The following is a 23,998-nucleotide window of genomic DNA, read 5'->3' as shown; positions in this document are numbered from 1 at the left end:
TTATGAGTCTGGAAATACAAGTGATGAGCGTTATGAAAGACGCCATGAAAGCAAAAGATGAAGCTTTGTTAAGAGGGCTGAGAGCTATCAAAGCCGAAATTATTAAAGCCAAGACTGAACCAGGTGCCAACGGCCAGATCAATGAAGAGCAGGAGCAAAAATTATTGCAGAAGCTGGTAAAGCAAAGAAGGGATTCGTTGGAAATTTATCAGCAGCAAAACCGTGCAGACCTTGCCCAGAAAGAACTGGAGGAAATTGCAGTAATTGAAAAATTCCTTCCCAAGCAGTTAACTCAGGAAGAGTTGGAAGCAGCTATTGCTGCAATAATAACTGAAACTGGCGCTACGGCTATTTCCGATTTAGGTAAGGTAATGGGTGTGGCTTCCAAACAACTGGCAGGAAAAGCAGAGGGTAAAACAATTGCCGCTACTGTTAAAGCGTTATTGAGTAAATAACCATTATGTTTTTAGATATAGTAGTGCTGGCATTACTGATTCTTGCAATCGTAAAAGGATTTAAACAAGGATTGGTTTTGGCAGCACTTTCTTTTATTGCCATTTTTATTGGCCTGGCGGCTGCTTTAAAATGCAGTACGCTGGTTGCAGGATGGATAGGCAGTACGGTTAATGTGGGTGCCTATTGGTTGCCCTTTCTGGCTTTTATCCTGATTATGGCTGGGGTATTTTTGGGGGTGAGGATTTTGAGTACCATGATTGAGCAAGTGCTCGAACTGTCTATGCTGGGTTGGGTTAATAAAATGGGGGGTATATTCATCTACGCTCTGCTCTATATTACCGTATTTAGTGTATTGATTTTTTATGCCGAAAAGATGGAATTGTTAAGCCAGACGGCTATTCAGTCGTCTCAAACCTACCCTTATATACATTTATGGGGTCCCTTTGCTGTAGATGGAATAGGTTCGGCCATACCTTTTTTCAAAGATTTATTCTCCGATTTGACTGATTTTTTTGAAGCAATAAATAAGAATAAGGGATGAAAATCTCTTTTATTTTGATTACTTTAGCAAGAATTGCTAGGCCTTAAGAAAAACAAGCCAATGAATTACGAGTTAAAAGAAATTGATAAGTATAAGTTTATAGAGGAAGGAGAAGGCGAGACTCTGCTACTCTTGCACGGACTGTTTGGTGCTATGAGTAATTTTGCTGATTTAATTGAACATTTTAGAAAAAGCTACCGTGTAGTAGTTCCTATTTTACCTCTATTCGATTTAGATATTTTTCATACCAGCGTTGGTGGCTTAGAAAAATTCGTTCACAAATTCATTGAAACCCGGGGCTATGACAATATTCATTTGTTAGGAAATTCTTTAGGCGGACACGTAGCGCTGGTGCACGTATTAAAACATCCTGAAAAAATTAAAACACTCACTTTAACAGGAAGCAGCGGACTTTTCGAAAACGGAATGGGGGATAGCTATCCTAAAAGAGGAGACTACGAATACATCAGAAAGAAAACTGAACTGACTTTTTATGATCCTACAATGGCAACCAAAGAACTGGTTGATGAAGTGTTTGAAATTACCAATAGCAGGGTTAAAGTGATTAAAATTATTGCATTGGCAAAAAGTGCCATACGAAATAATTTAGGGGAAGAGTTAAACCAAATAAAACAGCCCACTTGCTTAATCTGGGGTAATAATGATACCATAACCCCTCCATTCGTAGGGAAAGAGTTTAACAAATTGATTCCCAACAGTGAATTACACTTTATTGATAAATGTGGACACGCACCAATGATGGAAGTGCCTGCTGAATTCAACGTAATCCTAGAAGGCTTTTTAGGTAAACACAAAGGATAATGCACTGTGGTGCCTGAATCATTTTGTACATTTGTACTTCAATGGTTGTATCGCAAATAGTAAATACCAGTTTCCCCTCGCTGAATATTTCGGACAAGCCATCTTTTGCTTTGCAGCTAATGGATGACTATGATGTTCTTCATTTGCCCGTTTTAAGTGAAGAAAAATTTGTTGGTGTAGTAGCGAAAGAAGACATGTTAGATGCTATAGATGCTGACATGCATCTGTCTAATCCTGAAATTCTCAAAAAGATTTCGATAGAACCCGAAGAAAATTTATTGGGGGCTTTGCATCAGATTGCTAATCATGAACTTTCCATTTTACCTGTTGTAAACGCACAGATGGAATTGTTGGGTGTTATACCCACCAAAGATTTTCTAAAGTCGATGTCCACTTTTTTAGGTAATGATGAAAAGGGTGCAGTCATTGTGCTGGAAACAGAAAAACGAAACTTTTCCTTTGGTGAGTTAAGTCGACTGGTAGAAACCAATGATGCCTATATTACTCAATTAAATACATATACAGAAGCAGGAACAGGGTTGGTAGTCATTACCATTAAAATCAATAAGATTGAAGTATCTGATATAGTAGCTACATTCCAACGCTACGATTATGTGGTCAGACATTTTTATGGTGAGGAAGAATATGCCAATGAGCTGAAAGAAAATTACCAGCACTTGCTGTCGTATCTGAATATGTAGTTATTAAAATTCTTCTCATGAAAGTTGCCATTTATAGTCGTGGCTTAGATATAGAACAAGAAAATCCATTATTGATTTTATTGGAGGAATTGAGTCGCCACGATATCGAAATATTACTTTTTAATACTTTATTTGAGCAGTTTAATATTCCTCAACAGCTTTGTAATAAAATTCAACAGTTTTCCGGATACGAAGACCTGGATGAGTCTATTGATTGTGTAATCAGCTTGGGCGGAGATGGAACCATGCTAGATACTATTACGCTAATCAGAGAAAAAAATATTCCGGTTTTAGGGATTAATTTCGGAAGGCTTGGTTTTCTTGCAAGCATCAGCAGAGAAGAATTATCTACTGCAGTGGATGCATTGGTAAACCACACTTATTTGATTGATAAGAGAACGATGGTTCATTTGGATTCAAATGTTCCCTTGTTTCAGGATGCACCTTTTGCATTAAATGAATTTACCATTCACAAGAAGGATACTTCTCCCATGATCAAAATTCATACGTATATGAATGGGGAGTTTCTGAATACCTATTGGGCAGATGGTTTAATTGTGTCTACTCCAACAGGATCTACTGGGTATAATTTAAGTTGCAACGGACCTATTTTATTTCCCGACTCATCTAGTTTGGTGATCACCCCAATTTGTCCGCATAATTTGAATGTACGCTCAATAGTAATTCCGGATAATAATATCATTTCATTTGAAGTAGAAGGAAGGGCCGATGAGTTTATAGTTGCTATGGACGCAAGAAGAGAGTTGGTACCTAAAACAGTTCAATTGGCAGTTCGAAAAGAGTCATTTAACATTAGTTTAATACGATTAAACGAAAATACTTTTCTCTCCACGCTGCGAACTAAGCTTACTTGGGGTCTTGATAAAAGAAATTAACAAATTAGATAAAGAAATTTGTTGCTATTTTACAAAAGCAATCGAAGCCCAAAGTTTATATGTTCAAAAAGCTTTTAATAATTCTCAGTTTTTTTTCGGCCAGTTTTTCGGCGAAGGCCCAGTTGATGGAAAGCTTTTTGCATTCGGGTGAAATTGGTATTGGCGTTGGTATGGGGCATTACTTTGGTGATTTGAATCCTGAAATACGCTTCAATCGTCCCAAAACAGCTTTTGGGCTTTTCTACAGAAAGCAATTAAATAATTATATCAGTGTTCGTTTATCAGGCGAATACGCTTTGTTGGGATATTCTGACAGATATAGTAATAACGATATTCAAAGAGCAAGGAATCTGAGCTTTAATTCCAATGTGTGGGAAGTGGGTATATCCGGAGATTTTAATTTTTTCCGTTTTCAACCTGGTTTCGAAGGGTATAATTTTACCCCTTATATTGGATTGGGAATTGGTGCATTTTCCTATGATCCCTATGCCTATCTTGGGGGACAAAAGTTTTTTTTACGATTATTGGGAACAGAAGGTCAGGGTTCTTCCCTTTACTTAGACCGCCAATATTATAATCCGGTGGCAATAAGTATTCCTTTCACTTTTGGAGCTAAATATGCCTTAAACGCCCGGACCAATGTATTTGCCGAATTAATTTACCGCTTCACCAATACCGACTTTTTAGACGATGTAAGTGGTCAAACCTATGCTCCTGACGCATTTTCACCTCTTCCCGACGGTTCTCCAAGCCCTGCTTTTCTATTGCAAGACAGAAGCTATGAAACTGGTGCATCCATTGGAACAAAGGGCAGACAAAGGGGTAATAGCCTGAAATCAGACGCTTTTGCGACCATCAAAGTGGGTATTTCCTTCAATCTTCATAACTACCGCTGCCCTACTTATTAGCAAATAAGCCAGTTTTACCGTATTTAAATCCTTAAAAACCATTGATTTTGTTAATTTTGCACACTAAATTAATCCCATGGTTAAAAAGGAAGACCTTTTGCCGCAAATAAACAAAGACCGTTTACCTAAGCATATTGCCATCATTATGGATGGGAATGGTCGTTGGGCGGAAGAAAAAGGACAGGACCGATTATATGGTCATTTTCATGGGGTAGAGAGCGTTAGAGATATAGTGGAAGGAGCTGCAGAGTTAGGTGTAGGCTATCTTACCCTTTATGCATTCAGTACAGAAAACTGGGACAGACCTCAGCCGGAAGTGGATGGATTAATGGCATTATTGGTAGACACCATTCGTAAAGAAGTTCCGGTCCTCAACAAAAACAATATTCGTTTGCATGTGATTGGCAATACAGACTTACTGCCTGAATTTGCCAAAACTGCCTTGCAGGAAGCATTGCAAATGACAGAAAACAATACTGGCCTGAATTTGATTATGGCATTGAGTTACAGCAGTCGCTGGGAACTGGTGAATGCCGTAAAAAATATTGGGCTGGATGTTGCAAAGGGAATTATTGATCCAAAAGAAATTACCGCCGAAACTTTGCAGCATTACCTGGCAACCAGTAACTTTCCAGACCCTGAACTGATGATCAGAACCAGTGGTGAATATAGAATTAGTAACTTTTTATTGTATCAGCTGGCATACGCCGAACTGTATTTTACCAATACACGCTGGCCAGATTTCAGAAAAGAGAATCTATACGAAGCCATTCTTGATTTTCAATCTAGGGAGAGGAGATTTGGTAAAACTGGCCATCAGGTGCAAGCCGAGACCAGTATTGCCTAGTTTATTTAACAAACAGTTTTCATTATTCGGGGTAATTTGCCCAGCTTAAAGAACCAAATTAATTGCTGAGTGTGCGGAAATAACCAACCGCCAACAGAACAAACAGAAACGGGATGCATAAAGTGTTTAAATTATCGTTGTTCGCTTTAGTTGTTTTATTTTTTACTAAACCAGCATTTGCACAACAAACTTCTGATACAACCATCCGCTCTATTGATGCAGATTTGATTAATCTTTTCAATCAAAAAACGCCCAAAAAATACAGAATTGCAGCGGTTAAGGTGGTGGGCAATAGTTTTTTTGATGAGAATTTGCTGATCTCTATAGCGAATTTGAATATTGGGGATGAAGTGACTATTCCTGGGGGCGATAATTTTTCAAAGGCAATTACCAAGCTCTGGAGCCAGAATTATTTCAGTGATGTTGAAATTTATATTACCAAGTTAGAAGGGAAAGAAATTGATATTGAGATTGCAGTTACGGAACGTCCGAGATTATCCAACTTCTTTTTTAAAGGCATACCCAAAGGACAAGGCGATGAATTAAGAGGGAAAACAGGATTGGTTCCGAATCGTGTGGTTACCGAAAACATGAAGATCACCGCATCGGAAGTTATTAAAAAATTCTATGCTGAAAAGGGTTACAGAGATACCAAAGTAAAAATTGCGGAGAGAAAAGACACCACTTTTGCGAACACGCTTGCCTTGGATTTCTTCATTGATAAGGGTCCCAAAGTAAAGATCAACAATATCAATTTTGGAGATATTACCATCGATGATGTTAAGCTTAAAAAACAACTGAAGGGATCAAAAGAAAGATCCAGGCTTACCTTGTATCCTGTTATGGACAGTGGTAGAATTGTGGTTCCTAAACATTACACGTTTGAACAATACTTACAAGAAAAAGGCTTTTTAACTTTCGGTAAAACGAAAAGAGTATTGGATCCATATGTTCGAATTAAATTTAGTTCTGCCAAGTTTGACGAAAAGAAATATTTAGAAGATAAAGAGTCTTTACTGGAATATTACAATTCATTGGGGTACAGAGATGCGGTTATTGATAAAGACACAGTGTACAGTGTTGGGAATGGTAATCTGAACATTGATCTTAAAATGAATGAAGGTAGAAAGTATTACTTCGGTAATATTACCTGGAGAGGAAATACCAAATACTCCGATTCTATTTTGACTACTATCCTAGGTATTAAGAAAGGAGATATTTATAACCTAGATGTACTGAATAAAAAACTGGGTAAATCTTCTACGCCAGATGGAATGGATATTAGCGGTCTTTATCAAGATGATGGGTACTTATTCTTTAGAACAGAACCCATTGAGACAGCTGTTTACAACGACACCATCGACTTTGAAATTCGTATTATTGAAGGTCCGCAAGCAACCATTAAAAATGTTCGTATTGCAGGAAATGATCGTACCAAAGAGTATGTGATTAGAAGAGAAATCAGAACCATACCCGGTGAAAAATTCAGCCGTCAGTTGTTGATTCGTTCTGTTAGAGAATTGGCGCAGTTGAACTATTTTAACCAGGAAAAGATTACACCGAATCCCGTACCTAACCAGGTAGACGGTACAGTAGACATCAACTATAGTGTAGAAGAAAAATCAAGTGATCAGTTGGAATTGAGTGCAGGATGGGGTGGTTTAATTGGATTGACGGGCACACTGGGTGTATCATTCAATAACTTCTCTGCAAAAAATTTATTTAAGAAAACAGCCTGGGATCCATTGCCAATGGGAGATGGTCAGAAGTTGAGTTTGCGTATTCAAAGTAATGGACGTGCTTTCCGATCTTACAATTTCTCCTTTACTGAGCCTTGGTTAGGTGGTAAAAAAAGAAATGCATTAACTGTCAGCGTATTCAATACCAAGTTTGGTCAAACATTTGACCCGCTAACAGGGCGCTTTGATCCTGCCATTGCTAGTCAGCGATATATTTCTACCACAGGTGCTACAGCAAGCATTGCTAAGCAATTGAAGTGGCCTGATGACTATTTCTCTTTGTCGATGGGGTTAAACTATACCCGATATAAGTTAAGCAACTATGCCATTGACCCAACCAATTTACCCGGTTTTGACAATGGTATTGTAAACAACCTAAACTTTAGAATTGCTTTACAGCGTTCTTCTATTGACCAGCCTATGTTCCCTAAAACAGGATCAAACTTTATGGCTAGTCTACAAATTACTCCCCCTTATTCTTTAATCAACAGCAATTTTAATCCGGCTGATAATCCTTATAAGTGGATCGAATACCACAAATGGCGTTTTAACGGAGAATGGTTTGTTCCATTGGGTAAGCCGCATGGGGAAGACCGTAACAAGCAGTTCGTTATGCGTTTTGCAGCGAAGTTTGGCTTTGTAGGAAGATTCAATGAAAAACTACAAGTTTCACCATTTGAGCGTTTCCAGGTAGGGGACGCAGGTTTAACAAACCAGTTTGCCTTATTAGGGTTTGATATTGTGGCCCACAGAGGATACCCTGTTTACGACAATTCTAATCCCCGCGTAAACCCAGATCAGCAAAGAGCAAACCAATACTTTACCATCTTTAATAAATACACGATGGAAATGAGGTATCCTTTAAGCTTAAACCCAAGCAGTACCATTTTTGGATTGGCTTTCTTTGAAGCAGCTAATGGCTGGTATTCATTTAAAGACTACAATCCATTCCAGCTTAGAAGATCTGTGGGCGTGGGTATGCGTTTCTTCTTACCTATGTTTGGATTGCTTGGATTTGATTATGGCATAGGATTGGATAGGTTTAATGGAACCAATCAGTTAAGGGATGCTGCACGCTTTACCTTTATGCTTGGATTCGAACCTGAATAACCATAAAATTATCGGTATGAAAAAAATTCTAGTCGCTTTCACAACCCTTGTATTGCTTACCACTGCGGTTAGCGCTCAGCAACGCTATGCCATTATTGACACCAAGTATATTCTGAGCAAAATACCAGAATACAGAGATGCAGATAAAAAGCTTCAACTAGTAGGAGAGCAATGGCAAAAAGAAATTGATGAAAAACAAGCCATCCTCGACAAAATGTATAAAAACTACGAGGCTGAACAGGTGATGTTAACGGATGAATTAAAGAAAAAGCGGGAAGATGAGCTTTTTGTTAAAGAGAAAGAGATTCGTGACCTGCAGAAAAAGCGCTTTGGATACGAAGGTGATTTGTTCAAGGAACGTCAAAAATTAGTTAAACCTATACAGGATAAAGTATACAATGCCATCCAAAAAATAGCGGTAGCAAGGGTTTATGATTTTATCTTGGATAAAAGTGAAGGAATTACCGTTATATTTGCCGACCCCAAACTGGATAAATCCGATGAGGTTTTACGAGAGTTGGGCATTAAAAACTAGTTAATCAAAAACAAACAATAAATTTCATTACAATGAAAAAATTTCTCTTTGTGTGTGTGGCTATCGCTGCGATTACACTTTTCTCTAACAGCGCCAGCGCTCAGGTTAAAATTGGATACTTTGATGAGCAAGCTGCTCTTTCCCTATTTCCTGGTATTGCTAAAATTGACACGCTTTTAAATAGCTATAGATTAGATTCTTTACAAGAAGAATACAAATACACTTTGGCTGATTTTCAGCGCAGAGACAGCATCTTCAAGAAAGATTCTGCTACCATGCCTGCCAAAGCAAGAGAATTAGCAACCAGAGAATTGTTACAAGCCCGTTACAAATTGGTTAACTGGACTGAATATTCTCAGCAAATGGAGCAAGCGAAATACGAAGAATTAGTAGATCCATACAGACAAAAATTGTATGCTGCCGTTCAGGAAGTAGTTGCTGAGCAGAAGTATACTTTGGTTTTAAAAGCTGAAACTATTTCTCCTTATGTAAGACCAAACTTATTGGACAATATTACTATTCGTGCTGCCCAGAAATTAAAGCTTCCTTTACCTAAGGAAATTGAAGATGCATGGAAAGCCGCTTCAGGTAGCAGTACAACTACTCCAGCTAAGCCAGCTGCGAAACCTGCAGGAAAAGGATAGTTCTGAATACAAATAGAAGAATTGATTTATGATATAGCCTCTCTGATTGAGTTCAGAGAGGCTTTTATTTTTATCTTTAGCCCATGCACGCAACAGCACCAATTGGCGTATTCGACAGTGGATATGGAGGCTTAACCATTTTGAAAGAACTGAAAAAAGCGCTTCCCCAATATGATTATCTGTATTTAGGAGATAATGCAAGGGCTCCTTATGGAACCCGTTCTTTTGAAACAGTATATCAATACACACTGGAAGCGGTAGATTGGTTTTTTACACAAGGATGCGAGCTGGTTATTTTAGCATGTAATACTGCTTCTGCAAAAGCGCTACGTACTATACAACAAAAGAATCTGGCTGCCTATGGACCTTCTAAAAGAGTGCTTGGGGTGATCAGACCCACCGCTGAAGTCATTGGTCGTTTCTCCGAATCGGGCCAGCTGGGCGTGCTCGCGACCAAAGGGACAGTCATCAGTGAAAGTTATATATTGGAAATTGCCCATTTTTTTCCTGAAATGTCGGTGTATCAGCAGGCTTGTCCTATGTGGGTTCCGCTGATTGAGAATGGGGAGCATGTAGGGGCAGGTGCTGACTATTTTGTGAAGAATAATCTTGAACAGCTATTGCAGCAATCTCCTGCTATTGATACTATTTTACTGGCTTGCACGCATTATCCATTGTTGATTCCTAAGATTTCTGCCTTTCTTCCGAGTCATATCCAGTTGATAGCGCAAGGTGAAATTGTAGCCCAAAGCCTGGTTCATTACCTGGAAAGACATCCCGCTATGGCCGAAAAATGCTCTAAAAATGGCCAAATAAGGTTCTGTACCACCGATTCTACTGCCGATTTTGATGAGAAAGGGGCTATTTTCTTTGGAAAATCCTTGAAATCAACGCATATACTATTGGGTCATTAATCTTTTTTACTTAATTTTGCCGTCCTTTCACAAGCGGCGGTATGGTGACTGCAGCAATGAAATGAAACCATATTTTAGGGTTAGTAAAAAAAGACATCAATGAAACGTACATTCCAACCACACAAGCGTCGTCGTAAAACCGTTCACGGTTTCCGTAAGCGTATGGAGACTGCTAATGGCCGTAAAGTATTGGCAAGCCGCAGAGCGAAAGGTCGTAAGAAACTGACTGTTTCTAGCGAAAAAGGATTAAAGTAATCCCCTCCATCCTCTCTGAGGAAACAAGATTCGCAGAATCTTGTTGGGCAAATCATATTGAGCTCCGTCTTTGTGACGGAGCTTTTTTAGTTTTGTAAAGAATGGAAACCAAAAACACTTATTCCAAAAACGAAAAATTAAAAAGCAGAAAAGCTTTGGAAGGGCTATTTGCTAGGGGTAAGTCGTTTAGTATTTTCCCGATTAAAATGTTTTATACCTTGTCGGAAGATGTTAATTCAGGCAATGATTCTGAATCATCTGAAAAGGAAAAAATGCTTTTAAAAAGGGGTAATGTCCATGCGGGGGTTGGCGTGAGTTCAAGAATTTTTAAGAAAGCCAATGACCGAAATAGGGTTAAACGTTTGTTGCGCGAAGTATATAGAACACAGAAGCAGCCCCTCTATGCTGCAATGGAGCAAAAGACTCAATCTTTAGATGTATTCTTTTTGTACGTAGGTAAAGAGCTTCCCGCATTTGCCCCGCTAAAAGAAACTATGGAAAAAGTGCTGGAAAAATTGTTGCGAAAAATTACCGAAACGGAAAACCATGTGCAGCAGTTGTAATCCCACCCGTCCCATCAGATTGAATAAGCAAAGCTATTTTTCCATAGCGCAATTGCTTGGATATATACTGATTCCGTTTATTAAAATTTACCAATACATTCTTTCACCCGTGATGGGTCCTAAATGCCGGTTCATTCCAACCTGTTCGCAATATGGCGAAGAAGCCCTAAAAAAATATGGGCTATTCAAAGGGGGATGGCTGTTGGCGAAGCGTCTTAGCAAATGTAGGCCTGGCGGTGGTTCTGGCTGGGACCCTGTTCCTTAGCTATTTTGCTTACAACATATATTTCGTAAATCTGATTGGCCAAATTATTCCGAAGCTACCGTAAGCGCTTTGAGTTTGCTAATCATTTCCCTGATTTCTTTGATGCTATAGAAGCGATAAATCTCCGGATCTTTTCCATCTACTTTTTCTGCAGAACGCATCTGGTGATATGGCCCTACTACTTGTGCCTGTGCGTTACTGGTTATGAATGCAGCCTGATTGGGTAGGATGAAAAAGTTTCGATTCGCAGCCGTTACATTCTTGCCTTCGCTCAGCAATTGCAAGGAATCAATTTTTTGAGCCAAGCTTTCCTGGCTAATTACTTTTTGTGCCTGAGATGCACTGGTATATTGTTGATAGCTTCCGATAATAGTATCGTTCTTAACATTGATTATGTATAAACCATTTTCCTTTAACTCAACGGTTGCCTCACCAGCAGGCGTATTGAGTTTAAAGCTAATATTGGCCTTATTTACTGCCACTAATTTTTCTTCATGACCTGCCCCGTCTTTCGCCTGAATGGTTCCAGCATTTAAATCTACAGCAGCTTCCCCCTTGCTCATAATGATGATGGTTTTGTCATTGCCAGCACAGGCGATTAATAAACTGCTCAAAACAAAAAAGGCAAATAGGTTTTTCATACGACTATATTTAAAAAAAATCACGCTGCAGAAATCTACAGCGTGACGTGAAAATACAAGATTTTATTTACTTGGCTGCAGCAAAACGCTCAGCTACTTTGCTCCAGTTTACTACATTCCAGAAAGCAGCTAAATAATCTGCTCTGCGGTTTTGGTATTTAAGGTAGTAAGCATGTTCCCACACATCAGCACCTAAGATTGGCGTACCCTTTACTTCAGCAACATCCATCAAAGGATTGTCCTGGTTAGGGGTAGAGCTTACTTCTAGTTTGCCGTCTTTTACAATTAACCAAGCCCAGCCACTACCAAAACGAGTCATCCCCGCATTCGCGAATTTCTCTTTGAATGCATCGAATGAACCGAATGCAGTATTAATAGCATCTGCTAATTCACCTGAAGGTGTTCCACCTGCATTAGCTGCAAGGCTTTCCCAGAAGAAGGTATGGTTCCAGTGACCTCCACCATTGTTACGAACAGCCGGGCTAATGCTGCCTGCAGCTTTCACTAATTCTTCCAAAGACTTTCCTTCATTAGGGGTACCAGCGATGGCTTTGTTTAAATTGTCAACATAAGCCTGGTGGTGCTTGCCATGGTGAATTTGCATGGTTGTAGTGTCAATATGTGGCTCAAGCGCGTCATGCGCGTAGGGTAAAGGTGCTAAAGTAAATGACATAGTGTTTATATTTAAAAGGTATAAAAATGAATTACAAATTTACACGGCATTGGTTTAATTATGTGTTAAAGAGCCGATTTGTTTCGGAATTTGACATTATCTAAGTACTAGCTGAGTAAAATTCCACGTTCGCTGCCGATTATTGCATGTATTTAACTCATGAGCCTCTCATTCGCATGCAATAATCGAATGCTCACTTTGGTATTTTACTCAGCTAATACATCTCATATAATTTCGTTATTCAGTAATAATCGAATGCTCATTCTCGTGTTTGTTTGAGTAAATCCATCATTAATAATTGCGTGAAGTGGTATTTCTCGAATACTCATTTTCATATTTGCACTTGAATATCTATCTTCCTCGTTTAATAAGAAAAATCCAATAATTCCAATATGTTGAAAACAAACCTTTCGTTTTTACTTTTGATTCTGTCCGCACAAATTTTTGCGCAAACTAAAAGTAAAATTTCATTAGAAGTGAGCTATGGCTTACAAGGTAATTTTTTTGTCCGAAGCTATAACGAAAATGGAAGACCAGATGGTACTGCTTTTTTAAATAAAAATTTCATTGGAAGTATTAGTGGAGTCGAATTAAAATTTCAAGCAACTAAAATGGCCTCTTGGAATTTTGGATTTGCACAAAGTTCTAATACAAAACGGATTGGTTACAGTACTATAATTAATGGATTGGGGCTTTCGATTAATGATTTTGACATTAAACATGAAAATCGTTTTTATCAATTATTTTATCAAAGAAACTTTTCGAAGAAGACTCCCAACTTTAAGTATGAGTTTGGCATTTTTTATCTCCGTTCTCAACAACAAGAAATAACTATTGGAAATATTATAGACATCTCTCAAAGAAATTTTGCTAATAGCAAATTGGAGGAAGGAGGGCTATCAGCTGGTTTGCAATATTCAAAAAAAATAGATACAAAATTCGATATAGGTATAAGATCTAGAATCTACTATCTAGTATCAACCAATACATTAGAAACTATCACGTTAACACCAACCCTAACATATCACTTCTAAGTTATTAATCTAAAGTTATCCTACATATTAATATGCAATAGAAATTATAGCCTGCAAGCGATGCCTTGTTAATACTTTTCACTTTTTTCAAGGCTATCATAGTATTTAAAAATATCTATGCATCGTTTCACAACAAGGTCTGCATATCCGCTCGATACTAAATTTGACTGTATAGTGCCACCGCCTGAGTAAGCTTCTTTAGAGAGGGTTCTGATTAATTTAGATTCTGCATCCCTAAATTTTAGCCAAGCTTTTTGTGCAGTCACAAGTGTTATTTTATCTTGAGGCTGTAATAGTTTTAAGAGCCTATTATAATATTTATTGAGCAATTGGTCATAAGAGGAAGTCATCTCTTCTATAGCTTTATTCATACCAACTGTGGTATAATCTTTTTTCATTCGTAGCGAAAAAGCCTTTTCTATATATGAAGTGTCTCTTGAAAACTCAATTTGAGGATTTAATTCTTTAGGTTTATCAACCTGTCCCGCCGACAGCTTAGCTATAAATGCGAATAGGGCGAAAAAAACTACCTTCTTATACATGACTCATCTATGGTTTAAGAATGATAGACGAATTGGTTAATTAAATTTTAAACAAAGTAATATTCCTTTTGAATGAGCCCAAATTTCGATTATGATTGAACACAAGCGCTTATATCAAATAGCTATCGCTTGGCCCTGAAAAAAGAACGCATGAGAAATGCGCAGTCGGCTTCTAAAACGCCAGAGATTAATTCTGTCTTGGGATGAAATGGCCACTGCTCTTTGGTGAGGTGCTTGTATCCATTCTTTTCGTCGGATGCACCGTACACGATGCGTCCCAATTTACCCCAATAGATAGCACCGCAGCACATGAGACAGGGTTCTACGGTTACGTAAAGGGTGGCTTCGGGCAAGTATTTGGCGCCTAATGCGCTATAGGCAGAAGTGAGGGCCAGTATTTCTGCATGTGCAGTTGAATCGTTTAGCAACTCTACTTGGTTGTGCGCTCTAGCAATAATTTGGTTATTCATAACCACCACTGCACCCACGGGTACTTCATCCGCATCAAAAGCCAACTGGGCTTCTTTTAATGCCTGTTTCATGAAGTACTCGTGGTTCAGGGTTTGCATTATAATTCCTTGATTTCAATATTGCGAAACCACACATCGTCTCCATGGTCCTGCAGGGCAATATGTCCACTAAAAGTTCTGCCGAAACCAGACATGGTTTTGAATTTGCTGTTAGCAATTAAGTTAAACCATGCATCGTCTCCGTAAGTGGTTTTTACCGTAGTAACGCCATTGAGTTTTAACTCCAGTGTACCGTTTTTTGAAATAATTTCTGCTTTGTTCCATTCGCCAACTGGCTTTACAGCGGTGTCTGGTCCTTCAATTAAATCGTATAAATCACCTGCGCGGTGTTTTCTGATTTTTGCATCCGGATGTCCGCCATTGTCCAGCACTTGCATTTCTGGTCCGGTATGCCATACCGCTTTGTATTTTGCCGGGTCGTTTTGTGCCCAGAAAATAATGCCACTGTTGCCATTTTTGGAAACCTTCCATTCCAAACGTAGATGAAAATTCTCGAATGATTTTTCGTGAATGATATCACCTCCACCCAGTTTCTGTTCCTTCTTGGCTTTCGAGTCTAGAAACAAAACACCGTCTTCTACTTTCCATGCACTTCCAATGCTGTCTTTTGCATAGGTTCTCCAGCCATTGGTGGTTTTGCCATCAAACAATTTAATCCATTTCGCTTTTGCGCGATTAGGATTGGTGGAAATTGCAGACAGCTTTCCAGTTGAGGCAGCGGCGGCTGAATTTTTTGCGGGATTTGAGGAGGTGAAATTGTTGATGTTATTAATAGAAACGGATAAAAGTCCAGCCCCCATTACAGTAACCCATATTAATTGATTCATGTAGCTTACTTAAGGAGTAAAACATATTTTACCATTGCCTTCGCATCTTCTTCACTAATTTGTGGGTGCGGAGTCATTGGTATTTCTCCCCAGACACCTTTACCACCTTTAATGATTTTGCTGGCCAGCATACTGATATTTTCTTCTGTAGCTTCGTATTTGTTTGCAACATCCTTATAAGATGGTCCAATTAGTTTATCGTTCACTTTGTGACAGGTTAAGCAGTCTGATTTACCAACCAGTTCTAATCCCTTTGTGTAATCAGGGTTGCTACTAAGATCTGCTACAGGAGCCGCTGTTGCAGCAGGTTCTGCTGCTTTTTCATCTTTCTTTTCTTCACTGCCACCGCAAGCTGCAGCAACTAATCCAGTGATGGCAAATAGTACTAAGTACTTTTTCATAATCGTTCGTTTAAATGGTGATACGCTAGCTGTTATTCAAAATAGCGTGGTTAAAGTTAGTTGATACCCAATATTCTTTTATTAAAATTTTCATCCGATCCGGTACCAGCAAAATCATCAAATGTTTTATCTGTTACTCGAATAATATGTTGCTGAATAAAAGGAGCCCCTTCTGCAGCACCGGTCTCCGGATGCTTTAATGCACATTCCCATTCCATTACTGCCCAGCCAGTATAGTTATACTGTGCCAGTTTACTGAAAATGGTTTTGAAATCTACCTGTCCGTCTCCCAATGATCTGAATCTTCCAGCTCTTTCTACCCAACCCTGATAGCCACCATATACTCCTTGCTTTCCTGTAGGATTGAACTCGGCATCTTTTACATGAAACATTTTAATGCGTTCATGATAGTGATCTATATAGGCTTTATAATCGAGACACTGTAACACAAAGTGGGAGGGGTCGTATAATAAACAAGCACGTGGATGATGGTTTACTTTATCTAAAAACATTTCATAAGTAACGCCATCATGTAAATCTTCGCCCGGATGAATTTCATAACAAAGGTCAACGCCATTTGCATCAAACTCATGTAGGATGGGCATCCATCTTTTAGCTAATTCTGTAAATCCTGTTTCTACTAAACCAGCTGGTCTTTGTGGCCATGGATAAACCGTTTGCCACAACAAAGCACCGCTGAAAGTAGCATGTGCATTGAGTCCCAGGTTTTGGGAAGCTTTGGCTGCATATTTTAACTGTTGAACTGCCCACTCAGTTCTTGCCTTTGGATTTCCTCTTACAGCATCTGGTGCAAAGCCATCGAATAGAGCATCATACGCAGGGTTTACCGCTACCAATTGTCCTTGCAAGTGCGTGGAAAGTTCAGTGATTTCTAATCCAGCGGCAGCAACAATCCCTCTGATTTCATCTGCATAGGTTTTGCTTTCTGCTGCTTTTTGTAAATCGATACAACGTGCATCCCAAGAGGGGATTTGTACTCCTTTGAAACCCAAAGAAGCTGCCCATTGGCAAATAGATGACAATGAATTAAACGGGGCTGTATCGCCCATAAACTGCGCCAGGAAAATGCCTGGTCCTTTAATATTGGTCATGAATTATATTTTATGTTCTGTCCATTTAACATCTGAGTTGGCAGATGCCACTACATTATCAATAAATGCCATACCTCTGATTCCATCTTCAACACCTGGAAAATCCAGTTGTTCTTTGGTAGGGGTGCGGCCTTCAATTTTAGCCTGTACCGTTGCAGCGAAATTTTTATAAATATTGGCAAAAGCTTCCAGGTAACCTTCCGGATGTCCGCCGGGCGTTCTGCAATTGCTAGTAGCAAAGCTGGATAAACGATCGGTGTAATTGGCTCCTGCACGTAAAATCTGCATCGGGGCTTCCAGCCATTTTACAATTAAGGTATTGGGTTCCATCTGCGCCCATTCTAAACCTCCCTTTTCTCCGTATACTCTTATTTTTAGCGCGTTTTCTTCTCCCGCAGCAACCTGAGATGCCATCAATACACCCGATGCGCCATTGTTAAAATGTAACAATACAGATCCATCATCATCCAGCATTCTACCTTCTACTTTGGTATTTAAGTCGGCACAAATTTTACTGATTTGAGCCCCGGTTACATATTCAGCCAAATGTGCTGCATGGGTACCAATATCTCCCATGCTTCCGCTCTTTCCAGATTTTTTAGGATCGGTTCTCCAGGCTGCCTGCGCATTGCCTTCTCTTTCACTTAGCTTGCTCAACCAGCCTTGCGGATACTCCACCCATACTTTTCTGATTTTACCCAATGCACCTTCGGCTACCATTGCCCTTGCTTGTTTTACCATTGGATAGCCTGAATAAGTATGCGTTAAGCATAGTGTTAAACCAGTTTCTTCCACTTTGGCTTTTAATTGCTTGGCTTCTTCCAGTGTAAATGTGATTGGTTTTTCAATTACAACATGGAAACCGTGCTCCAACGCCATCATGGCCGGTGTAAAATGGGCGAAGTTGGGCGTAACAATCGTTACAAAATCCATTCTTTTGTCTGCAGACAATGCTGCTTCCTTGCTAATCATTTCGTCATAGGTCATATAAATACGATCCTGTGGCAGAAATAACATTTCTCCCGATTCCTGGGCGATGGTTGGATTGATGCTTAATGCACCACAAACCAATTCAATCTGACCGTCCATATTGGCGGCAAGACGGTGGATTGCGCCAATAAACGCATCCTTTCCTCCGCCAATCATTCCCATTCTTAATTTTCTAGCCATAAGTATATTTTTTAATTTATTGTTTGGTTATGCGCCTCTAATTTAATCATAATCGGCGATTATATTCATTTAATGAACTGGATTCATTCTTGTTATTTGTTTACCGAATCGAATGCCTTCTTGAACATTTTATATAATTCATAGAAGTTTACTGCAAACAAATATTTATATTAGGGTTCTGAATGCTGTATGAAAAAATCATCCAATAGGCGGTCTGCCATTAAAAACATTATTACAGGATCTGTTGCAGTTGCTGCAACACCCCTGATTCCGTCCTTAGCGTCCTGCGCTACGGCCTCAACAACTATGAAAGGGAATATAAATCACGCAGTTTGCCGTTGGTGCTTTGATGGATTGACTTTAGATGAATTGTGTATTGAAGCAAAAAAAATAGGTATTACCGGAATTGATTTAGTGGGTCCTAAAGATTGGCCAACTTTAAAAAAGCATGGCATGGTTTCTACCATGTGTAATGGCGCAGAAATCAGTCTGGTTAAGGGATGGAACGATCCTCAGTACCATGCTACATTAATTAAAAACTATACAGAACATATTAATCTGGTAGCAGATGCCGGCTATAAAAACCTGATTTGCTTCAGTGGAAACAGAAATGGGATGGACGATGCTGTTGGATTAAAAAATGCAGCGGAGGGTTTAAAAAAAATTATGCCGCTTGCAGAAAAAAGAGGCGTTACTATCATCATGGAGCTGCTGAATAGTAAAGTTGACCACAAAGATTATATGTGCGATAAGACTGCCTGGGGCGTTGCTCTTTGCAAAGAAATTGGTTCGGAGAATTTTAAACTGCTCTATGATATCTATCATATGCAAATTGATGAGGGCGATGTTATCAGAACCATCCGAAACAATGCAGCCTATATAGGTCACTATCATACTGCTGGTGTGCCCGGTAGACATGAGATTGATGAGTCACAGGAATTGTATTACCCTGCCATTATGAAAGCGATAGTAGATACGGGCTTCAAAGGATATGTGGCACAGGAATTCATTCCAGTGGCAAAAGACAAACTGGGCTCATTAAAAAAAGCAATTGACATCTGTAATATTTAATATCTATTTTTTTAAACCATCAAAGCATAAACATCTAACATGGCTGAACAAAATTTTGACGCGATTGTGATTGGCTCTGGCATCAGCGGCGGCTGGGCGGCAAAAGAGCTAACCGAGAAAGGCTTAAAAGTATTGATGCTCGAAAGAGGTCGTAACATTGAACACGTAAAGGATTATGTGAATGCCAATAAGGAGGCCTGGGATTATCCGCACCACGGAAGAAAAACCCAGGAAATGATTGCGCAAAATCCAGTACTGAACCGCGACTATCCTTTGAACGAACAAACGTATGGCATGTGGGTAAACGATCAGGAAAGCCCATATGTAGAAGTTAAAAGATACGACTGGTTCAGAGGATACCATGTAGGTGGTCGTTCTTTGTTGTGGGGGCGCCAGAGCTATCGCTGGAGCGATTTAGATTTTGAAGCCAATGCTAAAGATGGTATTGCCGTTGATTGGCCTGTTCGTTACAAAGAGATTGAGCCATGGTACGATTATGTTGAGCGTTTTGCAGGGATCAGTGGAAACAGAGATGGTTTGTCTGTTTTACCAGATGGACAGTTTTTGCCTCCGATGGAAATGACCTGTGTTGAAAAAGATGTTGCTAAGCGTTTGCAGGAATATTATAAGGGACAGCGTGCCATGATTATTGGACGTACTGCTAACCTTACTAAAGAAATTGAAGGAAGATCTGCTTGTCAGTTCCGTAATAAATGCTGGCTAGGGTGTCCTTTCGGTGCTTATTTCAGCACGCAGAGTTCTACTTTGCCTGCGGCGATGAAAACCGGCAATCTAACACTAAGACCCTGGAGCATTGTAACCAAGATTTTATACGATAAAGACACCAAGCGTGCAACTGGTGTTGAAGTACTAGATGCAGAAACCAACAAGACCTATGTTTATAAGTCAAAGATTGTTTTCTTGAATGCATCTACTTTAAATTCTGCATGGATTCTGATGAATTCTGCAACGGATGTATGGGAAGGTGGATTGGGAAGTAGCAGTGGTGAATTGGGTCATAATATTATGGACCACCACTTAGGCGTTGGCGCTGGTGGACGTGTTGAAGGCTATGAAGACAAATATACTTTCGGTAGAAGAGCGAATGGTATTTATATTCCACGTTACCAGAATGTTGGTAATGATAAACGTGAATATTTAAGAGGCTTTGGATATCAAGGAAGTGGTAACAGAGGTGGATGGGGTAGCAATGTTGCGGAAGCTACCATTGGTGCTGCATTCAAGGAAGCAATTTCAGAACCAGGTGGCTGGTCAATGGGAATCATGGGCTTCGGAGAAGTTTTACCTGATCACAAAAACTTTGTGACCCTCGACAAAACAGTGAAAGACAAGTGGGGCTTGAATGTGCTGAAAATTGACGCAGAGTTAAAAGAGAACGAACTCAAAATGCGTAAAGACATGCAGGCAGATGCCATTGAAATGCTTACCAATGCTGGTGTTAAAGATGTTAAAGGCTATGACGCCAATGGTGTATTAGGTAGAGGTATCCATGAAATGGGTTCTGCCAGAATGGGTGCTGATCCTAAGACATCTGTAGTAAATAAGCACAATCAAATATGGGATGCACCAAACGTATTTGTTACCGATGGTTCATTCATGACATCTTCAGCATGTGTAAACCCATCTTTAACCTATATGGCTTTCACTGCAAGAGCTGTAGATTTTGCCGTTAGTGAATTGAAAAAAGGAAATTTATAAACTTATTAAACGCATTATACCATGATGAATAGAAGAGAAGCATTATCCAGTGTTGCGCTATTATTAGGCGGAACCATTTTAGGCTCTCAGGCATTTTTGTCTGGTTGTAAATCAACTGCAGGAGATGCTGTTGCTTTTACACCTGAAGACATTGCATTTTTAAATGAAGTTGCCGAAACCATTCTTCCTAAAACAGATACCCCAGGTGCTAAAGAAGCCAACGTGGGTGAGTTTATGACGGTAATTGTAAAAGATTGTTATAAACCGGAAGAAGCAAAAGTTTTTATGGAAGGAATGGCCAAATTAAAAGGAACCAACTTTATGAAAGCTTCAGCAGAAGAACGCACCAAAATGCTTACTGAGCTTGATGCAGAAGCAAAAGCTTTTCAGGAAAAGAAAAAGCCCGAGGAGCTTCCGCATTATTTCAGAATGATGAAAGAGCTTACTTTATGGGGCTTCTTTACTTCAGAAGTGGGTGCCACCAAAGTATTGCGTTATGTAGCAGTGCCAGGTAAGTTTGAAGGATGTACCGAGTATAAAAAAGGCGATAAGGCCTGGGCTACCTAGTAGCTCAATCAAACCAAAGCCTTTGGCTAAAAAATAAAATGGCATGGCTTTTGAATTTATTTTGTACACGGCTTCAATAAATTAATTATGAGCAACAATAGAAGAGATTTTTTAAAAACAGCAGGCCTTGCGGCTGCAGGTTTGAGTTTGCCATTTGCAGGTAAATCCAATTTCTTATCCAGTTTCGGAGAAACCAAAAAGCTCTCTGCTTTTGGTTTACAGTTATGGACTGTAAAAGAAGATATGATGAAAGATGCTAAAGGTACTTTGGCAAAACTTTCGTCTTATGGTTACAAGCAAATTGAAAGTTTTGAAGGTCCCAAAGGATTTTTCTGGGGCTGGAAAAATACAGAGTTTAAAAAATACATGGACGACCTGGGTATGTCACTGATCTCTGCACATAGCAATAATACTGTTGACTTTGAAAGAAAAGCGGCAGAAGCAGCAGAAGTTGGCGTTAAATACCTGATTTGTCCTTACAAAGGGCCACAGAAGTCAATTGACAATTTCAAACGCTTCAATGACGAGTTCAATAAGAGCGGTGAAATTTGTAAGAAAAACGGAATTCGTTTTGCGTATCATAACCATGATTATTCCTTTAAGGTATTGGATGGATTAGTGCCGCAAACAGTTATGATGGAAGGAACGGATGCCGGACTGGTTGACTTTGAAATGGATATTTATTGGGTGGTTGCCGCTAATGAAGATCCTGTTGCTTGGGCTAAAAAATATCCGAATCGTTTTAGACTCTGTCATGTTAAAGACCAGACCAAAACCGCAAAAGGTATTGAGTCTTGCCAGATTGGAAAGGGCGATATCGACTTCAAAAAGATCCTTGGTCAAATGCAGAAATATGGTATGAAACACCATATTGTAGAACAGGAAGCATTTACTGGTACGAACCCAATGGAGAGCGCAGAAAAGAATGCGGCTTATATGAAAGTGTTTTCAATTTAATTTTTACTGCTTCATAGCAAATTGATATGGGCTAGCAAATACTGCTAGCCCTTTTTTACAATCTCCTTAAATTAGAAGGTTCTGTATTCCTTTCTTACAAATTGATTGGCTTCGTCGAAGTTGGTAATCTTCATGTTTGGCCCATCCCAAAGTAATTTGATATTTCTACCTGGATAAGAAACTCTACCTGAAGCAGCTTTCTTTTGAATATCAAAACTTCTGATGGCAAGGTTGCCCATCAAAACACTTTCTGTTAAAGGACCTGCGATATCAAAGTTAGAGCTGAGTTCTTTTGCCTGAGCAGATCCATATCCTGCAATAGCCGCTTCTACCCATGCAGCATAGTGACCATTGTCTCCTTTAGGTACACGCTTAATGGTTTGCGGTACATTGTCGTATTCCTTACTCTTAGAAGTAGGCAATAAGTTAGGTAATGCACCATATGTTCCACAAATCATTTTACCCTTGGTTCCTTCAAAGATGGCTCCGTTGCCACCATCACCCATCATTTCATTAGGTCCTAACTCTTCAGGACGAGCAGGTTGAATACCACCATCCATCCAATGTAGTTTCACATCGGGCTTGCCGTCTTTTCCTTTGAAGGTTAAAATGATATGCGAAGCTGTTGGGCAACTTTCAGGATAGTAAGCACGGGTCCATGGTTGGAGGTATCGGGTAGCAACACTACATTCTGCAGATACAGGATATCCTAATCCTAATACAGCAAATGCAGGTGCCATGATATGACAAGCCATATCACCTAATGCACCGGTACCGTAATCCCACCAACCTCTCCAGTTGAAAGGAAGTAATCCATCAACATAATCTTTGGCTGGTGCAACCCCTTGCCATAGATTCCAATCTAAACCTTCCGGAACAGTTCCTTTGGTAGTAGGCCAACCAACTCCTTGTGGCCATACCGGACGATCTGTGTAACAATAAATAGTATGTACATCACCAATTAATCCGGCATTGTACCAATCAATTAGTTTTCTTACGCCATCACCACTGGCACCCTGGTTGCCCATTTGTGTTACTACTTGGTATTTATGAGCTGCTTCTGTAAGTTCTCTTGCTTCAGAAATATTATGAGACAAGGGCTTTTGAATGTATACATGCTTTTTCAGTTGCATAGCAGCCAGGCCTTGAATGGCGTGCATATGATCGGGTGTTGATACAGAAACTGCATCAATGTATTTGTGCTCTTTGTCGAGCATCTCTCTGTAGTCTTTGTAGTATTTTGCTTTAGGATAACGTTCCCTACTTTTTTTAGATTGTCTGTCGTCTACATCACACAAAAATGCAATATCTGCTTTGCCGCTATTATAGAAACTCCATAAATCACTTTCTCCTTTTCCTCCTGCACCAATACCTGCAATCTGGAGTTTATCACTTGGGGCAATAAAACCTCGTCCTAATACATGACGTGGTACAATGTAAAACCCTGCTGCAGCAAGGCCTGCATTCCTTAGGAAGGAACGCCTGGAATTGTTTTGAGCTGATTGTTTTTCTGGATTTTCTTTCTTTTTCATATGGAGCAATTGTGAAGTATGAATAT

The 23,998-nt window shown here is 39.5% G+C and carries 28 protein-coding genes; 19 read left to right on the top strand and 9 right to left on the bottom strand.

The window, feature by feature from the left end; genetic code table 11:
• The first annotated feature begins 2 nt into the window (after window positions 1-2).
• The 14 genes from TEGAF0_RS09285 to yidD all read left to right on the top strand — a co-directional run bounded on the left by TEGAF0_RS09285 (window position 3) and on the right by yidD (window position 11,196).
• Window positions 3-455 carry a GatB/YqeY domain-containing protein gene (locus TEGAF0_RS09285; protein WP_264897897.1) on the top strand — a complete coding sequence of 151 codons (453 nt, stop codon included), beginning with the start codon at window positions 3-5 and terminating at the stop codon, window positions 453-455.
• A gap of 5 nt (window positions 456-460) precedes the next feature.
• Window positions 461-997, top strand: a complete 537-nt coding sequence (locus TEGAF0_RS09280; protein ID WP_264897896.1) for a CvpA family protein — start codon at window positions 461-463, stop codon at window positions 995-997.
• Window positions 998-1,057: 60 nt separating this feature from the next.
• Entirely contained in the window at window positions 1,058-1,819 is a 762-nt protein-coding gene (locus tag TEGAF0_RS09275; RefSeq protein WP_264897895.1) for an alpha/beta fold hydrolase, read from the top strand.
• Window positions 1,820-1,860: 41 nt separating this feature from the next.
• The gene (locus TEGAF0_RS09270) at window positions 1,861-2,520 is read left to right on the top strand and encodes a CBS domain-containing protein (protein ID WP_264897894.1); all 660 of its coding nucleotides are present in this window, start codon (window positions 1,861-1,863) and stop codon (window positions 2,518-2,520) included.
• A gap of 17 nt (window positions 2,521-2,537) precedes the next feature.
• Entirely contained in the window at window positions 2,538-3,416 is an 879-nt protein-coding gene (locus TEGAF0_RS09265) for an NAD kinase (protein WP_264897893.1), read from the top strand.
• Between the two features lie 59 nt (window positions 3,417-3,475).
• Window positions 3,476-4,324, top strand: coding sequence for a DUF6089 family protein (locus TEGAF0_RS09260; RefSeq protein WP_264897892.1), 849 nt, complete (start codon window positions 3,476-3,478; stop codon window positions 4,322-4,324).
• Window positions 4,325-4,400: 76 nt separating this feature from the next.
• A complete protein-coding gene (locus TEGAF0_RS09255) occupies window positions 4,401-5,171 on the top strand; it encodes an isoprenyl transferase (RefSeq protein WP_264897891.1) in 771 nt (256 codons plus the stop codon).
• A 113-nt stretch (window positions 5,172-5,284) separates the two neighbouring features.
• Window positions 5,285-8,020 carry a BamA/OMP85 family outer membrane protein gene (locus TEGAF0_RS09250; protein WP_264897890.1) on the top strand — a complete coding sequence of 912 codons (2,736 nt, stop codon included), beginning with the start codon at window positions 5,285-5,287 and terminating at the stop codon, window positions 8,018-8,020.
• 16 nt (window positions 8,021-8,036) lie between these two features.
• Entirely contained in the window at window positions 8,037-8,555 is a 519-nt protein-coding gene (locus TEGAF0_RS09245; RefSeq protein WP_264897889.1) for an OmpH/Skp family outer membrane protein, read from the top strand.
• A 32-nt stretch (window positions 8,556-8,587) separates the two neighbouring features.
• Window positions 8,588-9,199, top strand: coding sequence for an OmpH/Skp family outer membrane protein (locus TEGAF0_RS09240; RefSeq protein WP_264897888.1), 612 nt, complete (start codon window positions 8,588-8,590; stop codon window positions 9,197-9,199).
• Between the two features lie 83 nt (window positions 9,200-9,282).
• On the top strand, window positions 9,283-10,113 hold the full coding sequence (gene murI / locus TEGAF0_RS09235) for a glutamate racemase (RefSeq protein WP_264897887.1): 831 nt from the start codon (window positions 9,283-9,285) through the stop codon (window positions 10,111-10,113).
• A 99-nt stretch (window positions 10,114-10,212) separates the two neighbouring features.
• The gene (rpmH, locus tag TEGAF0_RS09230; protein ID WP_071790296.1) at window positions 10,213-10,368 is read left to right on the top strand and encodes a 50S ribosomal protein L34; all 156 of its coding nucleotides are present in this window, start codon (window positions 10,213-10,215) and stop codon (window positions 10,366-10,368) included.
• 101 nt (window positions 10,369-10,469) lie between these two features.
• Window positions 10,470-10,931: a ribonuclease P protein component gene (locus TEGAF0_RS09225; RefSeq protein ID WP_264897886.1), complete on the top strand. Its 462-nt coding sequence runs from the start codon at window positions 10,470-10,472 to the stop codon at window positions 10,929-10,931.
• On the top strand, window positions 10,915-11,196 hold the full coding sequence (gene yidD / locus TEGAF0_RS09220; RefSeq protein ID WP_264897885.1) for a membrane protein insertion efficiency factor YidD: 282 nt from the start codon (window positions 10,915-10,917) through the stop codon (window positions 11,194-11,196). Before TEGAF0_RS09225 ends, yidD begins: the two co-directional genes overlap by 17 nt.
• 44 nt (window positions 11,197-11,240) lie before the next feature.
• Here the strand turns inward: yidD and TEGAF0_RS09215 are convergent, their stop codons facing one another.
• Together TEGAF0_RS09215 and TEGAF0_RS09210 are read right to left on the bottom strand one after the other, a co-directional pair.
• A complete protein-coding gene (locus TEGAF0_RS09215) occupies window positions 11,241-11,837 on the bottom strand; it encodes a hypothetical protein (RefSeq protein ID WP_264897884.1) in 597 nt (198 codons plus the stop codon).
• Window positions 11,838-11,904: 67 nt separating this feature from the next.
• Complete coding sequence (locus TEGAF0_RS09210; protein ID WP_264897883.1) at window positions 11,905-12,510, bottom strand: superoxide dismutase; 606 nt, start codon at window positions 12,508-12,510, stop codon at window positions 11,905-11,907.
• 392 nt (window positions 12,511-12,902) lie between these two features.
• Between TEGAF0_RS09210 and TEGAF0_RS09205 the strand changes: the two genes are divergently transcribed.
• Entirely contained in the window at window positions 12,903-13,544 is a 642-nt protein-coding gene (locus TEGAF0_RS09205; protein WP_264897882.1) for a hypothetical protein, read from the top strand.
• 68 nt (window positions 13,545-13,612) lie between these two features.
• Here the strand turns inward: TEGAF0_RS09205 and TEGAF0_RS09200 are convergent, their stop codons facing one another.
• From TEGAF0_RS09200 to TEGAF0_RS09175, 6 genes are all read right to left on the bottom strand, one after another.
• Window positions 13,613-14,086, bottom strand: coding sequence for a lysozyme inhibitor LprI family protein (locus TEGAF0_RS09200; RefSeq protein ID WP_264897881.1), 474 nt, complete (start codon window positions 14,084-14,086; stop codon window positions 13,613-13,615).
• A gap of 122 nt (window positions 14,087-14,208) precedes the next feature.
• Window positions 14,209-14,655 carry a nucleoside deaminase gene (locus tag TEGAF0_RS09195; protein ID WP_264897880.1) on the bottom strand — a complete coding sequence of 149 codons (447 nt, stop codon included), beginning with the start codon at window positions 14,653-14,655 and terminating at the stop codon, window positions 14,209-14,211.
• Window positions 14,655-15,443, bottom strand: a complete 789-nt coding sequence (locus TEGAF0_RS09190) for a 3-keto-disaccharide hydrolase (RefSeq protein WP_264897879.1) — start codon at window positions 15,441-15,443, stop codon at window positions 14,655-14,657. The genes TEGAF0_RS09195 and TEGAF0_RS09190 overlap by 1 nt, the downstream gene beginning before the upstream one ends.
• Before the next feature lie 5 nt (window positions 15,444-15,448).
• The gene (locus TEGAF0_RS09185) at window positions 15,449-15,844 is read right to left on the bottom strand and encodes a c-type cytochrome (protein WP_264897878.1); all 396 of its coding nucleotides are present in this window, start codon (window positions 15,842-15,844) and stop codon (window positions 15,449-15,451) included.
• Between the two features lie 56 nt (window positions 15,845-15,900).
• Window positions 15,901-16,956 (bottom strand): sugar phosphate isomerase/epimerase family protein, encoded by a 1,056-nt coding sequence (locus TEGAF0_RS09180; protein ID WP_264897877.1) that lies wholly within the window; start codon window positions 16,954-16,956, stop codon window positions 15,901-15,903.
• A gap of 3 nt (window positions 16,957-16,959) precedes the next feature.
• Entirely contained in the window at window positions 16,960-18,126 is a 1,167-nt protein-coding gene (locus TEGAF0_RS09175) for a Gfo/Idh/MocA family protein (RefSeq protein ID WP_264897876.1), read from the bottom strand.
• A gap of 189 nt (window positions 18,127-18,315) precedes the next feature.
• Between TEGAF0_RS09175 and TEGAF0_RS09170 the strand changes: the two genes are divergently transcribed.
• From TEGAF0_RS09170 to TEGAF0_RS09155, 4 genes are all read left to right on the top strand, one after another.
• On the top strand, window positions 18,316-19,197 hold the full coding sequence (locus TEGAF0_RS09170; RefSeq protein WP_264897875.1) for a hydroxypyruvate isomerase family protein: 882 nt from the start codon (window positions 18,316-18,318) through the stop codon (window positions 19,195-19,197).
• Between the two features lie 39 nt (window positions 19,198-19,236).
• Complete coding sequence (locus tag TEGAF0_RS09165; RefSeq protein ID WP_264897874.1) at window positions 19,237-20,916, top strand: GMC oxidoreductase; 1,680 nt, start codon at window positions 19,237-19,239, stop codon at window positions 20,914-20,916.
• Between the two features lie 21 nt (window positions 20,917-20,937).
• Window positions 20,938-21,483 carry a gluconate 2-dehydrogenase subunit 3 family protein gene (locus TEGAF0_RS09160; protein ID WP_346347623.1) on the top strand — a complete coding sequence of 182 codons (546 nt, stop codon included), beginning with the start codon at window positions 20,938-20,940 and terminating at the stop codon, window positions 21,481-21,483.
• 87 nt (window positions 21,484-21,570) lie between these two features.
• Window positions 21,571-22,440, top strand: coding sequence for a TIM barrel protein (locus TEGAF0_RS09155; RefSeq protein ID WP_264897873.1), 870 nt, complete (start codon window positions 21,571-21,573; stop codon window positions 22,438-22,440).
• Window positions 22,441-22,511: 71 nt separating this feature from the next.
• On the opposite strand, the gene TEGAF0_RS09150 is transcribed toward TEGAF0_RS09155, so the two are convergent.
• Window positions 22,512-23,972, bottom strand: a complete 1,461-nt coding sequence (locus tag TEGAF0_RS09150; protein WP_264897872.1) for a Gfo/Idh/MocA family protein — start codon at window positions 23,970-23,972, stop codon at window positions 22,512-22,514.
• Between the last annotated feature and the right edge of the window lie 26 nt (window positions 23,973-23,998).

The organism is Sediminibacterium sp. TEGAF015 (assembly GCF_025997995.1).
GTDB lineage: Bacteria > Bacteroidota > Bacteroidia > Chitinophagales > Chitinophagaceae > Sediminibacterium.
This window is presented reverse-complemented; position numbering and strand designations above follow the sequence as displayed.

What these genes read in the sequence shown, in the direction of transcription:
- TEGAF0_RS09180 (WP_264897877.1), bottom strand. Translation starts at nt 16,956, where the DNA reads ATGACCAATATTAAAGGACCAGGCATTTTCCTGGCGCAGTTTATGGGC.
- TEGAF0_RS09170 (WP_264897875.1), top strand. Translation starts at nt 18,316, where the DNA reads ATGAAAAAATCATCCAATAGGCGGTCTGCCATTAAAAACATTATTACA.
- TEGAF0_RS09175 (WP_264897876.1), bottom strand. Translation starts at nt 18,126, where the DNA reads ATGGCTAGAAAATTAAGAATGGGAATGATTGGCGGAGGAAAGGATGCG.
- TEGAF0_RS09190 (WP_264897879.1), bottom strand. Translation starts at nt 15,443, where the DNA reads ATGAATCAATTAATATGGGTTACTGTAATGGGGGCTGGACTTTTATCC.
- TEGAF0_RS09205 (WP_264897882.1), top strand. Translation starts at nt 12,903, where the DNA reads ATGTTGAAAACAAACCTTTCGTTTTTACTTTTGATTCTGTCCGCACAA.
- TEGAF0_RS09150 (WP_264897872.1), bottom strand. Translation starts at nt 23,972, where the DNA reads ATGAAAAAGAAAGAAAATCCAGAAAAACAATCAGCTCAAAACAATTCC.
- TEGAF0_RS09165 (WP_264897874.1), top strand. Translation starts at nt 19,237, where the DNA reads ATGGCTGAACAAAATTTTGACGCGATTGTGATTGGCTCTGGCATCAGC.
- TEGAF0_RS09225 (WP_264897886.1), top strand. Translation starts at nt 10,470, where the DNA reads ATGGAAACCAAAAACACTTATTCCAAAAACGAAAAATTAAAAAGCAGA.
- TEGAF0_RS09280 (WP_264897896.1), top strand. Translation starts at nt 461, where the DNA reads ATGTTTTTAGATATAGTAGTGCTGGCATTACTGATTCTTGCAATCGTA.
- TEGAF0_RS09160 (WP_346347623.1), top strand. Translation starts at nt 20,938, where the DNA reads ATGATGAATAGAAGAGAAGCATTATCCAGTGTTGCGCTATTATTAGGC.
- rpmH (WP_071790296.1), top strand. Translation starts at nt 10,213, where the DNA reads ATGAAACGTACATTCCAACCACACAAGCGTCGTCGTAAAACCGTTCAC.
- murI (WP_264897887.1), top strand. Translation starts at nt 9,283, where the DNA reads ATGCACGCAACAGCACCAATTGGCGTATTCGACAGTGGATATGGAGGC.
- yidD (WP_264897885.1), top strand. Translation starts at nt 10,915, where the DNA reads ATGTGCAGCAGTTGTAATCCCACCCGTCCCATCAGATTGAATAAGCAA.
- TEGAF0_RS09260 (WP_264897892.1), top strand. Translation starts at nt 3,476, where the DNA reads ATGTTCAAAAAGCTTTTAATAATTCTCAGTTTTTTTTCGGCCAGTTTT.
- TEGAF0_RS09265 (WP_264897893.1), top strand. Translation starts at nt 2,538, where the DNA reads ATGAAAGTTGCCATTTATAGTCGTGGCTTAGATATAGAACAAGAAAAT.
- TEGAF0_RS09185 (WP_264897878.1), bottom strand. Translation starts at nt 15,844, where the DNA reads ATGAAAAAGTACTTAGTACTATTTGCCATCACTGGATTAGTTGCTGCA.
- TEGAF0_RS09255 (WP_264897891.1), top strand. Translation starts at nt 4,401, where the DNA reads ATGGTTAAAAAGGAAGACCTTTTGCCGCAAATAAACAAAGACCGTTTA.
- TEGAF0_RS09200 (WP_264897881.1), bottom strand. Translation starts at nt 14,086, where the DNA reads ATGTATAAGAAGGTAGTTTTTTTCGCCCTATTCGCATTTATAGCTAAG.
- TEGAF0_RS09215 (WP_264897884.1), bottom strand. Translation starts at nt 11,837, where the DNA reads ATGAAAAACCTATTTGCCTTTTTTGTTTTGAGCAGTTTATTAATCGCC.
- TEGAF0_RS09195 (WP_264897880.1), bottom strand. Translation starts at nt 14,655, where the DNA reads ATGCAAACCCTGAACCACGAGTACTTCATGAAACAGGCATTAAAAGAA.
- TEGAF0_RS09210 (WP_264897883.1), bottom strand. Translation starts at nt 12,510, where the DNA reads ATGTCATTTACTTTAGCACCTTTACCCTACGCGCATGACGCGCTTGAG.
- TEGAF0_RS09245 (WP_264897889.1), top strand. Translation starts at nt 8,037, where the DNA reads ATGAAAAAAATTCTAGTCGCTTTCACAACCCTTGTATTGCTTACCACT.
- TEGAF0_RS09285 (WP_264897897.1), top strand. Translation starts at nt 3, where the DNA reads ATGAGTCTGGAAATACAAGTGATGAGCGTTATGAAAGACGCCATGAAA.
- TEGAF0_RS09240 (WP_264897888.1), top strand. Translation starts at nt 8,588, where the DNA reads ATGAAAAAATTTCTCTTTGTGTGTGTGGCTATCGCTGCGATTACACTT.
- TEGAF0_RS09275 (WP_264897895.1), top strand. Translation starts at nt 1,058, where the DNA reads ATGAATTACGAGTTAAAAGAAATTGATAAGTATAAGTTTATAGAGGAA.
- TEGAF0_RS09155 (WP_264897873.1), top strand. Translation starts at nt 21,571, where the DNA reads ATGAGCAACAATAGAAGAGATTTTTTAAAAACAGCAGGCCTTGCGGCT.
- TEGAF0_RS09250 (WP_264897890.1), top strand. Translation starts at nt 5,285, where the DNA reads ATGCATAAAGTGTTTAAATTATCGTTGTTCGCTTTAGTTGTTTTATTT.
- TEGAF0_RS09270 (WP_264897894.1), top strand. Translation starts at nt 1,861, where the DNA reads ATGGTTGTATCGCAAATAGTAAATACCAGTTTCCCCTCGCTGAATATT.